We start from the raw sequence: 12,162 nt of genomic DNA on the forward strand, positions 1-12,162 counted from the left end.
TAGAAAGAATAAAATGAAAGATACAATTCAATTGGATCCCATACAAGAGGCCATTGATGCCATTAAGAACGGGGAGATAGTGATTGTGGTTGACGACGAGGATCGCGAAAACGAAGGCGATTTTGTCTGTGCCGCTGAAATGGTGACTCCTGAAATCATCAATTTTATGGCTACTCACGGAAGGGGACTCATTTGCGCTCCTTTGGTGGAAGACCGCTGCGAAGCCCTGGGTTTGGATCTGATGGTGGGAACCAATACCGCTACTTTTGAGACGCCCTTCACCGTTTCGGTAGATTTAATTGGCCATGGCTGCACGACGGGGATTTCTGCCAGCGACCGTTCCAAAACGATTAAAGCACTGATTGATCCGGATATCAAACCCGAGGAGTTGGGTAAGCCGGGCCATATTTTTCCGCTGAAAGCCAAAAGAGGAGGCGTGCTACGGAGAACGGGCCATACCGAAGCCGCCATAGATCTGGCGCGATTAGCTGGACTGCAACCAGCCGGGGTTTTGGTGGAAATTATGAATGAAGATGGCTCCATGGCCCGACTTCCAGACCTGGTGCAGGTGGCTAAAAGGTTTGACCTGAAACTAATTTCCATCAAGGACCTGATTGCCTACCGGCTAAAAAACGAGTCCCTGATCAAACGGGAAATAGGCGTGGAAATGCCTACCGAGTGGGGTGATTTTGACCTGATAGCCTACCGGCAGACCAATACGGATGAGATCCACATGGCCCTGATCAAGGGCCAATGGGAGGAGGGTGAAACGGTCATGGTACGCGTGCATTCTTCCTGCATTACCGGAGATATTTTCGGTTCCTGCAGGTGTGATTGCGGACCCCAACTTCACCAGGCCATGAAAATGGTAGAAGCCCATGGCAAAGGCCTGGTACTGTATATGAATCAGGAGGGCCGCGGCATTGGGTTGATAAATAAATTAAAAGCTTATAAATTACAGGAAGAAGGCATGGATACCGTGCAAGCCAACCTGGCACTGGGTTTTCCAATGGACAAGAGAGATTACGGAGTAGGTGCCCAGATCATGCGTGACCTGAATGTCACCAAAATCAAGCTGATCACCAATAATCCCACCAAACGAGTGGGCTTGTCGGGGTATGGGTTGGAAATTGTGGATACCGTCCCGCTGGAGATTAATTCGAATCCCCATAACGAACGTTACCTGCAAACCAAACGGGATAAAATGGGCCATCAGATTCTGAAAAAGTAAGGCTTGCCCGCGTTTTAATTCTGGTCCATTCAACAAAAACGGTCTCAATTACGTATCAGGGGTAGAAACAAAACCAACACAGTCATGAAAAAATCAATCTATTCACTGCTGTTTGTACTAGTGATATCCTCGGCAGGTTTTGCCCAGGAGTTTCCTTCTCAGGTATGGCACGATGGGCAGGTGTTTTTAAATACAGGAGAATCCTATGAGGGAAAGGTGAAATACGACCTGGAGGCTAATATAGTTCAGGTGCAATCCAACACCATCGAAACCTTCAGCTCTGCTTCCATAAGTCATTTCGAAATTTACGACGAAATTTATGGGGGCATTCGTGTCTTTTACAGCCTCCCCTATGCATTGAATTCCGATTACAAAACACCGATTTTCTTTGAGTTGTTAACCGAAGGAGAGGAAATCACCCTTCTCTGTCGGGAATTTATCACGGTTGACAACCGGAATTTCAACACCATGGGCATGCGGGGAATGTACATGAATCCCATGTGGGGAATGCCTATGGGAATGGGTTTTAACCGGCTAGACTTTGATTTTTATTTCCTTCAGGACCAGAAAATCTATCGGTATAGCCAGAAAAAGCGGGAATTGCTAAACGAGTTCATGGATGACAAATCCTCAGAGATGAAGCTCTACATGCGGAAAAACAAGCTCTCCCACGACAAGCGAGGCGATCTGCTCCGGATCACAGCGCATTACAATCAGATAAAAAGAAATTCTTAATGGCAAAACCTTTAATTTTAGTATCCAATGATGATGGAATCACCTCCAGGGGTATTCGGGTGTTGGTAGACGTAATGAAACAACTCGGAGATGTGGTGGTGGTTGCACCCGACAGTCCGCAATCAGGCATGGGACATGCCATCACCATTGGCAACACACTCCGCCTTTCGGAGGAAGAAATTTTTCAGGATGTGATGGCGTATAAGTCCAGCGGCACCCCCGCCGACTGTGTCAAGTTGGCCAAGCATTATGTATTAAAAGATAAAAAACCCGACCTTATCGTCAGCGGTATCAACCATGGCAGCAATACCTCTATCAGCGTGTTGTACTCCGGGACCATGTCTGCTGCGATTGAGGGAGCCATCGAAGGGTATCCCTCCATTGGGTTTAGCCTCTGCGATTACAGTTCTCAGGCGGACTTTTCTCATGTAGAAAATTACGTTTACGAAATCGCCAAACAGGTGCTGGACTTTGGCATTCCTAAGGGGGTGGCGCTAAATGTCAATTTTCCTCCCAAAAGAAACGAAGCCATGAAAGGTATCAAAATATGCCGGCAAGCCAGGGCCAAATGGCAGGAAGATTTCGAAGAACGATACGATCCCAATGGCAGAAAATACTTCTGGATGGCGGGAAACTTTGTGAATTTTGACAAAGGAGAAGACAATGACGAGTGGGCCATTGCCAATAATTATGCCGCCGTGGTCCCCTGCCAGTTTGATATGACCGCCCACCATGCCATCGCCCAGATCAACAATGACTGGGACTGGGAAAATCTAAAATCGGGCTTATCGGTTTGACCGAACCGAATCCCTCTCATAGGGATTCGGTAGTCAATGTCAGAATTGACCGCGCAGGAATACGTACCGATTTAGCCGATGGTATTTCCTGGTACGCCAAATCGTGATTCTCATCGGTGAGATATTGTCTTTCGCTATCAAATTTCCCATCCTTATCCAGAAAAGAAGGAGCTCTTCTCCAGGGATCTTTAATCCCACTTTTCGCTCCCTGCTCGGCACTTCCGGCTCCCAGGTTTATACGCCACAGGGACAGTCCAATACCAATCGGGTTTCCTTGATCATCCATTGCATTACTGAAAAGCAAATCCGCAATAGCTTCCTTTTTCTGCGCAGGCCAATTGCCTACAAACTGTCCGGACCAGGCGTCGGAGGCGCCAAAATGATCCATCTCCTGATACCGAATCCGGGTGTCAATTCTCAGGGAATGGATTGCGGATTTTGGGTTATCCGTCGGCACACCCACGAAGTGAACGCAGGCAACCGAAAAGCATAACAAAAAGAAAAGTGCTGTCTTCGGCATGTTCTGGAAATTTAAATAAGCTAGGATTGCGACAATAAGAGTTGTACGATCAATGGTCAGTGAAAAACTCCACGGTCATACTATTCCCTGGAAATTTCAAATGCGGTTTCCCCATTTTGACTTGGGTTCTTGTGTTCCAGATTGATCCGGTAAATACGGTCACCCCATTTCTCCCCCACGCCCTGGTCTTCTGGTTCGGTTAAGGCTATCTTTTCAACCTTGACATCCATTTTGTCCGGGTCGTAGGATACCAGAAAGGGCATTTCCTCTCCTGCGCTGTTCTTGAAGGGAATGCGGATTTTTCCAGGACTGATTACCGCGGCAGGATAGACCGTCATCAGGTGTTGGGTGAGGCCGCCATCTTCCCTCAACCGGTATTGATCGGTTACGGTTACCCGCTTTCCCCGGTCCAGCCGCAGGGTTCGATGCCAGGATTCGATTCCGGCATCCTCCGGATAGGCGTTCGAAATATCCATCGACAGGCTGCTGCGGTTTTTACGCACATCGTAGTTCAGCTTGCTGGCCCGGAACTGACTTCCTGGAGATTGAACCTGACCGTTTACCGTAGGTAAATTGTGGTGATCGGAACGGTTGTACCAAATCGTGTACCGTTCGTCACTAAAGGTTTTGCGTGTATAGGTGCCCCTACCTACATCTATCAATAAGGGAAGCCCGTCATAAAACACCACGTAATTGCCAATATCATTGTGGTTGTGGCTTTCATCGTTGTGACCTCCCTTAGCGGCAAAAAAGAACCCCTCCGTACTACCTTCCGTATCTCTGGCCACCATCACCTGCGTATCCGAAAGCCAAACGTCCTTGGGGAGTGGAAGCCCTTTTTCCGCTTGCCGGAATTCTTCCTGCATAAAGAGCTCGAAAAATTTCCGGAAATAATGAAAGCGGGGCAGCGAAGCAGCGTCTTCCTCGAGGTAATAAGCTCCAAAACGCATCATGTCCGGATCCGCTATGGCTTTACCGTAACGATAAATCATCGATGCTGCCATATTGGGCTGGGGATCCGCATCCGCAAAATTGAGAAAATAGTCTTCGCTGATTTGGGCCCGGTATATAAACTTGCCCATATTTTTTACTTTCTGACCCTCGTACACATACTGAAAGGCCCCATCTGTGGCCAGGTTCAGCAGGGAAATATTATCGAATAGGGAAGCTGCCGCCGCTCCCCAATAGCTTGGTCCCTCATCACACCCCCCATCTTCCGGATAGGGAGTCAGAAATTCATCCAATACCTCCATGGCTTTATAAACTTGTGCGGCGCGTTTTTCTTCATCGTCCTCAAGTAACAGGGCAGTATTGATCCAGTTGGAACATATCCAGGGATTCCAGTTGTTGGGCGGGCGGCCGTTTTCATTGGCAGCCATCCAGCCATGGTGCTGATTCATCAGCGGTTCAAACACTCGTTTATTCGTTTCATACCGAATTCGTTTTCGAATCTGCGGAGAGATTTCATCAAACTTTTCGCCGAGAAAATAATCCGCCCAGGCCAGGTAGGTGGCCGTTTCGGCTACAAACAAGTCCACAAAGGGCTTGGAAACGTCCATGAGTCCTGAGTATTCTTCGGTCTTTGGCAAATGGGCCGGTACCCCCCAAAAAGACTCCTCACAAATGGACCAGATGCCATTAATGATGGGGTCAATGAAACGGCCTTCGTTTTCGGCAATTTCCGCCAGGATCATGCTTCCCAAAACCCGGCGCTTTTCGAAGGTGATGGCTTGGTATTCGTTCCTGTCACCGGTACGGTCGATCAGCAGCGATTTGGTAGCAGGAATGTAAGGCCATTCGTAGTCCAGGTTTTCATTGGCGAAATCCAGGTAATGCTGCAACAAGTCCCGATCGGCCTGCTGCCAGGCATCCCTGTCATCGAGTGAAGGAAAGGGTTGCCAGTCGGATAAGGGAGTCAATAAATCAGAAAGCTCTTCTTCTGTATAGGCACCACTAATCAGTTGTTGCGCATGGGTTCCGAAGGCGAGCATCATAGCCAGTATCGTCAAACAGCATTTTTTACCAGTATTCATCATGCTTTGGGTTTAGGTATATCGGGTTTTTGGTTCTTCCACGCAAAGTCAAACACCAGGTGGGGCATTATTTTTCTAAATCTGAATATACAAATTTCTTTGTTACCGGGAAGTCAATTGTGTGATACAGATCACTTTTTAGGGCTTAAAGGAAAGGTAATTTTGTAAAAGATAAAAATCAGAAAACGTGAAAAAAACTGCTCCATCCATCGTACCCTTGATCCGGGGCCTTTTTGGCTTGTCATTCCTTGTATTTGTGTTGACCCTCTTCGTCGGTGCCCTGGTGATCAGCCAGTGGAGCCTTTCCGATTACTCAACACCTGATCAGGAGCTTGTAAAAAAGACTGCGGAAACGACGTTGCCGGATACCCGACTAATTAAAGAGGAAGGGATATGGACGGCTCCGGATTGGAACACGGTAGCATTAGAACCCAACGCAGGTCAGATCGAATATGGAAAGGAACTGATCGCGCATACGGCAGAATACCTGGGTCCCGAGGGCAAGGTACTCCGAATTTCCAATGGAATGAATTGCCAGAATTGTCATTTGGAAGCGGGAACCCTGCCTTTAGGAAATAATTATGGGGCGGTTGCCTCCACCTATCCGAAAATCAGGGGACGGTCCGGACTTTCCGAAGGCATTCCCAAACGGATCAACGATTGCTTCGAAAGAAGTTTGAACGGTCAGGGGCTAGACCCGGAAAGTGAAGAAATGCAGGCAATGGTCGCCTACATGGAATGGCTGGGAAAGGACGTCCCAAAAGGAAGCAGACTACCTGGAGTAGGTATTTATGACATTCCCTTGCTGGACAGAGCGGCCGATCCGGTTCAGGGAAAAAGCGTCTATGAACGTCAATGTGCGAGTTGTCACGGAACAGAAGGTCTAGGCCTGAAAACTCCCGCTGGAACAGCTTACCTGTATCCCCCACTTTGGGGACCGGCCAGCTACAACCAGGGTGCCGGCCTGTACCGTTTGTCCCGCTTTGCTGGATACGTTAAAGCCAATATGCCTTTGGGTGCCACCTACAAAAGGCCACTTCTTAGTGACGAAGAAGCCTGGGATCTGGCGGCTTATGTCAATTCCATGGAGCGGCCCTCCAAAGAGCTTTCCGGGGATTGGCCGGATATTTCCAAAAAACCAATGGACCACCCTTTTGGTCCCTATAGCGATCCATTCCCAGAAAAACAACATAAGTACGGCCCCTTTCAGCCCATCTTGACGGCAAAAAACGAAAACAAATGAAAAAGATAATTTTTTCCCTTATGGGTAGTTTAATGTGGTTATCTGCCTTCGGGCAACAAGACTCAAGCCTGTGGAAACCGGAACTACGGCTCGGCCTTCGTTCGTACTTTATGAGTACTTCCTACCGGGAGGATTTCAAGGAAGACTACGCCTGGGGACAAATGGCACGACTCTCCGCCCGAACCACGCTGCCACATCGATTTCAAGTAACCGCCGAATACCTGGGGTTTCTTAGAATCTTAAGTTCCAACTTCCAGGCATTGGACCCCCGCGTGCCAAATCTAAACCGTTATGAGGTCGGTTTATTTGACGTAAACAACCTGGATAAGCGAGTTTTTGGCAAGATCGGTAACCTCCATCTGGATTATCTGCATACCAACTTCCAGGCCAGGCTGGGCCGGATGGAGGTCAATACACCTTTTATTAATGCTCAGGATGGCCGTTTGAGCCCCACCTTTGTGGAAGGGTTTCGCTGGGATTTTCAGCCGACACCTGAAATAGCCGTCACTCATCACCTGATCTGGGGAGTTTCTCCCCGATCCACAGGTAATTGGTTTTCTCTCGAAGAAAGTATCGGCATGTATCCGGTTGCCCGGGATGAATGGGGACAGCCCTCCGCCTATTTTGGACAAACCCAGGTGGATTTTGCGCATGTATTGGATGTTAAAATCAATCTGGAACCAAACGCCACCCTGCTGTTGAACCACACCCTGGTGCAAAACATTTACAGCACCTACCTGGCGCAATGGGACAAAACCTGGGAGCTGCCAAATCGTTCGTTAAAAGGTATTACCGGACTACAAAGCATCGTTCAACATGGTATAGGAGATGGCGGCAATGAAGAAATCGCCCTGCGATATAAAAACCCCGAGGATTACAACTGGATTCTGAGTGGGAGAATCGGCCTTAAATCCAAAAAAAGCCTGTGGCATATTAATTACACTAAAATGGGGGGAAATGGACGGTTTTTAAGCCCTCGGGAATGGGGAAAAGATCCTTTCTATACCTTTATTCCACGAGAAAGAAACGAAGGGTTGGAAAATGTAGATGCCGCCAGTACGTATTTTCAACATGCTTTTCCAGAAAAATCGCTGCAAGTGTATAGCTACCTGGGCATCTATTTCCTGCCCGACCCGTCCGATGCCAAACGAAATAAATACGCCCTTCCAAGCTACGCGCAGGCGAACATAGGACTCCGATACACCCCTAAAAAATGGGTAGAAGGATTGAATGTCCATTTAATACTCATGAGTAAAACGGCCCTGGATCAAACAGACCTCCGACCTGCCTGGGTATATAATAAGGTCAACCTATTTCATGTCAATACCATACTTAACTATACCATTCCATGGAAATAATGGAGCCGTTAACATTGAAAAAGTACCTAAATGAGAATCCGGCCGTTCTGATATATTTTTTTGGGGAAGGATGTGGCGTGTGTCAGGTATTGTATCCAAAAATTAAAAAATTAATTACGGATGAATTTCCGAAAATTGATTTATTGAAGCTGGATGCCGGACACCACCTGAAACTGGCTGCTCAGTTGCGGATGCTATCGGTTCCAGGGATTTTGCTTTTCATGGAAGGAAAAGAAGTTTTTCGAAGTAATGGTTTGGTGAGTATTACCGATATACAAGCTCAAATTGCCCGCCCCTATGGATTTTTATACGGAGAATAAACGATAAAACGACATTCAGCTCTGCGGGATTTGTAATCCTCGGACGGATACGGAAGCAGGATTGCAGATCCTGAGTATCTGGGTTCGACATTACAAATGTCGAACAGCGCGGCTCCGCAGAATTTGTAATTCCGTGGCACAGACCGGGGGATTTGGAATCCCCGAACGTGGCCGTAACCAGGATTGCAAATCCTGATTATCTGTGGTTCGACATTGCAAATGTCGAACAGCACGGCTCCGCGGAATTTGCAATTCCGTGGCACAGACCGGGGGATTTGGAATCCCCGAACGGATACGTAAGCAGGATTACAAATCCTGAGTATCTGGGTTCGACATTGCAAATATCAAACAGCGCAGCTCCGCGGAATTTGCAATTCCGTGGCACAGACCGGGGGATTTGGAATCCCCGGACGGATACGTAAGCAGGATTGCAAATCCTGGTTATCTGTGGTTCGACATTACAAATGTCGAACAGCGCGGCTCCGCAGAATTTGTAATTCCGTGGCACAGACCGGGGGATTTGTAATCCCCGGACGGGTACGTAAGCAGGATTGCAAATCCTGGTTATCTGGGTTCGACATTGCAAATGTCGAACAGCACGGCTCCGCGGAATTTGTAATTCCGTGGCACAGATCGGGGGATTTGGAATCCCCGGACGGATACGTAAGCAGGATTGCAAATCCTGAGTATCTGTGGTTCGTCATTGCAAATGTCAAACAGCGCGGCCCCGCAAAAAAAAAATGTAATAAGAACATTGATTTTTAACTCTCTGAATAGTAAATTGTTAGGGCTAAAATAACTACTCACTTCAAAATTTTTTTATCAGTGGCGTTTTTATATACCATCAAAGACCAGCAAGCCCTTCATTTTGTGACTTTCACTGTTCACCAATGGGCAGATATTTTCACCAGAAATGTTTATGTTGAAATCATTACCGAAAGCATCAATTATTGCCAAAAAGCCAAAGGATTAAAGGTATATGCCTGGGTAATCATGAGCAATCATTGCCACTTTATACTGAGTAGTGATAAGGTTCCGCTAACGGATATCATTAGGGATTTCAAGAAATATACTGCGAAAAAAATTGTTGAAGAGATTCGACATAATGAGAAAGAAAGTAGAAGAAAATGGCTTTTATGGTTGTTTCAAAGAGATGGACACATATGGTTTTGGGAAAAGGGATACCATGGAATCGAGATTTTTTCACAGAAGTTCTTAGAGTCAAAAATAAATTACATTCATCTCAATCCTGTAAAAGCCGGAATAGTAGAAAAAGAAGAAGAGTACCTTAACAGCAGTTGTGGCGAACTTTATGGCATAAGAAAAAGTAAAATCATTCTGACCGAGTATTGAGGATGCTATTTTAGTAGAATGGACGGATACGGAAGCAGGATTGCAAATCCTGAGTATCTGGGTTCGACATTGCAAATGTCGAACAGCGCGGCTCCGCGGAATTTGTAATTCCGTGGCACAGATCGGGGGATTTGGAACCCCCGGACGGGCACGTAAGCAGGATTACAAATCCTGTTTATCTGGGTTCGACATTGCAAATGTCGAACAGCACGGCTCCGCGGAATTTACAATTCCGTGGCACAGACCGGGGGATTTGGAATCCCCGAAAGGGCACGTAACCAGGATTGCAAATCCTGAGTATCTGCGGTTCGACATTGCAAATGGCGAACAGCGCGGCTATGAGGAACCGGAAAACGGGCTGAATGTGACAAATACACAGGCTGTTGTGCGCAGATGTACTCGTTTCACCATGCTTCTTCTCTCCTTAACGCTAGATATTACTTCCACTCTGCTAAATTTTTACGCTTCTCCCGTACCTTGTCCAGGGAATGCTCCGGCACGAGCAGCACTTGGAATTCCAGTTCTTCTCCAGGCTGAGCATGGTACTCAAAACCCACCATTACCGTTCCCGGGTTGGGGGCATCGTAGTCTGTTCCAGGGTCCGTACTATAGGTTTTCCATTGGACACCTTCCAATCCCTGAATCATTAGATGAAGCTTTTTTCCCGCCTGGGTTAATTGGGCTTTATCTCCGTCCAACGTGACTTCAGCCGGGGTCAGCATGTTCCACCGGATATGGGATCGGGAGTTATTGTTCCGGATTTCATCCCTTACCACCACATACGACTGGTCCACGATGGCCACTCCCCTACGGAATTGCTCCAATTGGTTTTTATAAACGGAAGTTACATCGGAAACAGCAAAAGGAAAATCATCCGACCTTCCGTGTTGATCAATTTTGGCATAGCCATCCACCCTTTGTAAGGCAGCATCTATGGTGAGGGTATTGTGAACATAATTATTGAGGCGGAAAACGGTCCATCTTTCCGCATCCTGCGTTCTTCCAAAAAGTTGAATCCCTTTGGACTCCAGCGACTCGTAGTTCTGGCTACCAAAATCCATGGCCCAGCGTACCCCCTCGGCTTCCATAATAAAAGAGCCTACATCCATGTGTCCGTGGTTTACAGAAGGGGAACCGGCCTTAAAACCCAAATAGATGGCGTTCGGATCGGTCCAGGAAGTTCTCATCAGTGCTACGGGGTTGGCTCCCTGTCCTACCCAGACCTTCTCATCAGGCACCGGGATGTTTTCCAGCGGGATATTTTTCCCCCAAATCAAAGCAGCAGGAAGCACTCGATTTCTGTTCAACCCACTTAGGTCCGACTGGTCGAGATAATCCCGCTCTACCCATAGCAGAGAGGCTTGTTCGTTCTTCCGGGCAAACCAGAACATGGCAGGAGTTAAATTCCCTTTGCCTCCTCCGGCATCTCCCCAATTGTAAGCATATCCGGTTACCCCGGTCATGTGTTCATAAAATCCGGCAGTTTCAAGAAAACCGGGGGTATTGGTTAGGCCAAAGTCTGTTCCGTAAACTTTCTCCAGCACATCCAAAAACAAAACATTAAAGGTGGTCCCGTACCCCCAGTAACCATATCCTTCCGGGTAAGCCCCATCAGGTTGGTAATCATCCATGGCTTTCGCAATGGTGTCCACCGCCCGTTGGAGGGTACGGTGGGCCAGGTCAGGATAATCCTCATATACCGCTAACGCCCCGTAAATCATTCCTGCATTGCATACCTGATTCCAGTTATGGGTGGCATCTAAAAACCAATTGTACTCCTCATTAAACGAGGGCTCCAAGCCCATATTCACTATGGCTTCTTTAATCTTAGTTTTGCTATCTTGTGCCAACGTGTCAAAAAGCCAATCATAGCCAATCGCCAGGGCCATGGTCATTTCGGCCACATCCAGAAAATGGCTGGGATTCCAATCGCTAAAACCGGAAATATTCACCATCTCCTGTTCTGCTCGTTGGGCAAACCTGGACGCTCCTGTCAATCGGTAAGCATAGCTAAGGTGGAATATTCTTCTCAATGCCTCCCTGGAAACAGAAAGCAACCTTCGGCCGATTTGTTTCCTTTCCAACAGGTCTTCTCCTATGATTTGATCGGATTCCTGAATAATGGCTTGATGCAAGCGATTCCATCGCTGATCGTTTTCAATCAGCTGATTGATTTCTACTTCCTCCCCTTCCAATAGCAAAATCCTGGGGTGACTCTTTACGGGAACTTCTACTGGAACTTCTTGGGCCCAGGTGGGAGAAAAGACAAGCATCATTCCTAAAAGGAAAAATGGATATGCCAATAATTTCAAATTCATGGTTATTCAGGTTTGTTTTAAACGTTAATAGCTCTGCGGCATTTGTAATCCCCGGACGTGGCCGTAACCAGGATTGCAAATCCTGATTATCTGTGGTTCGACATTACAAATGTCGAACAGCACGGCTCTTCGGAATTTGTAATTCCGTGGCACAGATCGGGGGATTTGGAATCCCCGGACGGATACGTAAGCAGGATTACAAATCCTGTTTATCTGTGGTTCGACATTGCAAATATCGAACAGCACGGCTCCGC

Annotated in this window: 11 protein-coding genes; 8 read left to right on the forward strand and 3 right to left on the reverse strand. The window is 47.3% G+C overall.

Annotated features, from left to right (window positions below; genetic code table 11):
• The first annotated feature begins 13 nt into the window (after positions 1-13).
• The 3 genes from GJQ68_RS22600 to surE all read left to right on the forward strand — a co-directional run bounded on the left by GJQ68_RS22600 (position 14) and on the right by surE (position 2,763).
• Positions 14-1,231 carry a bifunctional 3,4-dihydroxy-2-butanone-4-phosphate synthase/GTP cyclohydrolase II gene (locus GJQ68_RS22600; RefSeq protein ID WP_162419537.1) on the forward strand — a complete coding sequence of 406 codons (1,218 nt, stop codon included), beginning with the start codon at positions 14-16 and terminating at the stop codon, positions 1,229-1,231.
• 84 nt (positions 1,232-1,315) lie between these two features.
• Positions 1,316-1,966 carry a hypothetical protein gene (locus GJQ68_RS22605; RefSeq protein ID WP_162419538.1) on the forward strand — a complete coding sequence of 217 codons (651 nt, stop codon included), beginning with the start codon at positions 1,316-1,318 and terminating at the stop codon, positions 1,964-1,966.
• A complete protein-coding gene (gene surE / locus GJQ68_RS22610) occupies positions 1,966-2,763 on the forward strand; it encodes a 5'/3'-nucleotidase SurE (RefSeq protein WP_162419539.1) in 798 nt (265 codons plus the stop codon). The genes GJQ68_RS22605 and surE overlap by 1 nt, the downstream gene beginning before the upstream one ends.
• A 16-nt stretch (positions 2,764-2,779) precedes the next feature.
• Here the strand turns inward: surE and GJQ68_RS23625 are convergent, their stop codons facing one another.
• Positions 2,780-3,283 (reverse strand): glycoside hydrolase, encoded by a 504-nt coding sequence (locus GJQ68_RS23625; protein WP_162419540.1) that lies wholly within the window; start codon positions 3,281-3,283, stop codon positions 2,780-2,782.
• An 80-nt stretch (positions 3,284-3,363) separates the two neighbouring features.
• A complete protein-coding gene (locus GJQ68_RS22620) occupies positions 3,364-5,319 on the reverse strand; it encodes a heparinase II/III domain-containing protein (RefSeq protein WP_317174471.1) in 1,956 nt (651 codons plus the stop codon).
• Positions 5,320-5,503: 184 nt separating this feature from the next.
• On the opposite strand from GJQ68_RS22620, the gene GJQ68_RS22625 reads away from it, so the two are divergent.
• The 4 genes from GJQ68_RS22625 to GJQ68_RS22640 all read left to right on the forward strand — a co-directional run bounded on the left by GJQ68_RS22625 (position 5,504) and on the right by GJQ68_RS22640 (position 9,590).
• Positions 5,504-6,559 carry a c-type cytochrome gene (locus GJQ68_RS22625; RefSeq protein WP_162419541.1) on the forward strand — a complete coding sequence of 352 codons (1,056 nt, stop codon included), beginning with the start codon at positions 5,504-5,506 and terminating at the stop codon, positions 6,557-6,559.
• Entirely contained in the window at positions 6,556-7,917 is a 1,362-nt protein-coding gene (locus tag GJQ68_RS22630) for a hypothetical protein (RefSeq protein ID WP_162419542.1), read from the forward strand. Before GJQ68_RS22625 ends, GJQ68_RS22630 begins: the two co-directional genes overlap by 4 nt.
• A complete protein-coding gene (locus GJQ68_RS22635) occupies positions 7,908-8,237 on the forward strand; it encodes a thioredoxin family protein (protein ID WP_162419543.1) in 330 nt (109 codons plus the stop codon). Before GJQ68_RS22630 ends, GJQ68_RS22635 begins: the two co-directional genes overlap by 10 nt.
• 825 nt (positions 8,238-9,062) lie before the next feature.
• Positions 9,063-9,590, forward strand: coding sequence for an REP-associated tyrosine transposase (locus GJQ68_RS22640; protein WP_162419544.1), 528 nt, complete (start codon positions 9,063-9,065; stop codon positions 9,588-9,590).
• A gap of 437 nt (positions 9,591-10,027) precedes the next feature.
• On the opposite strand, the gene GJQ68_RS22645 is transcribed toward GJQ68_RS22640, so the two are convergent.
• Entirely contained in the window at positions 10,028-11,908 is a 1,881-nt protein-coding gene (locus tag GJQ68_RS22645; RefSeq protein WP_162419545.1) for a heparinase II/III domain-containing protein, read from the reverse strand.
• A 57-nt stretch (positions 11,909-11,965) separates the two neighbouring features.
• On the opposite strand from GJQ68_RS22645, the gene GJQ68_RS23465 reads away from it, so the two are divergent.
• Positions 11,966-12,162: hypothetical protein (locus tag GJQ68_RS23465; protein WP_235941854.1), on the forward strand; the 197-nt coding region annotated here is incomplete at its 3' end.

Origin of the sequence: Cyclobacterium roseum, assembly GCF_010119225.1 — a bacterium.
GTDB classification, from domain to species: domain Bacteria; phylum Bacteroidota; class Bacteroidia; order Cytophagales; family Cyclobacteriaceae; genus Cyclobacterium; species Cyclobacterium roseum.

What these genes read in the sequence shown, in the direction of transcription:
- GJQ68_RS22600 (WP_162419537.1), top strand. Translation starts at nt 14, where the DNA reads ATGAAAGATACAATTCAATTGGATCCCATACAAGAGGCCATTGATGCC.
- GJQ68_RS22605 (WP_162419538.1), top strand. Translation starts at nt 1,316, where the DNA reads ATGAAAAAATCAATCTATTCACTGCTGTTTGTACTAGTGATATCCTCG.
- surE (WP_162419539.1), top strand. Translation starts at nt 1,966, where the DNA reads ATGGCAAAACCTTTAATTTTAGTATCCAATGATGATGGAATCACCTCC.
- GJQ68_RS23625 (WP_162419540.1), bottom strand. Translation starts at nt 3,283, where the DNA reads ATGCCGAAGACAGCACTTTTCTTTTTGTTATGCTTTTCGGTTGCCTGC.
- GJQ68_RS22620 (WP_317174471.1), bottom strand. Translation starts at nt 5,319, where the DNA reads ATGATGAATACTGGTAAAAAATGCTGTTTGACGATACTGGCTATGATG.
- GJQ68_RS22630 (WP_162419542.1), top strand. Translation starts at nt 6,556, where the DNA reads ATGAAAAAGATAATTTTTTCCCTTATGGGTAGTTTAATGTGGTTATCT.
- GJQ68_RS22635 (WP_162419543.1), top strand. Translation starts at nt 7,908, where the DNA reads ATGGAAATAATGGAGCCGTTAACATTGAAAAAGTACCTAAATGAGAAT.
- GJQ68_RS22645 (WP_162419545.1), bottom strand. Translation starts at nt 11,908, where the DNA reads ATGAATTTGAAATTATTGGCATATCCATTTTTCCTTTTAGGAATGATG.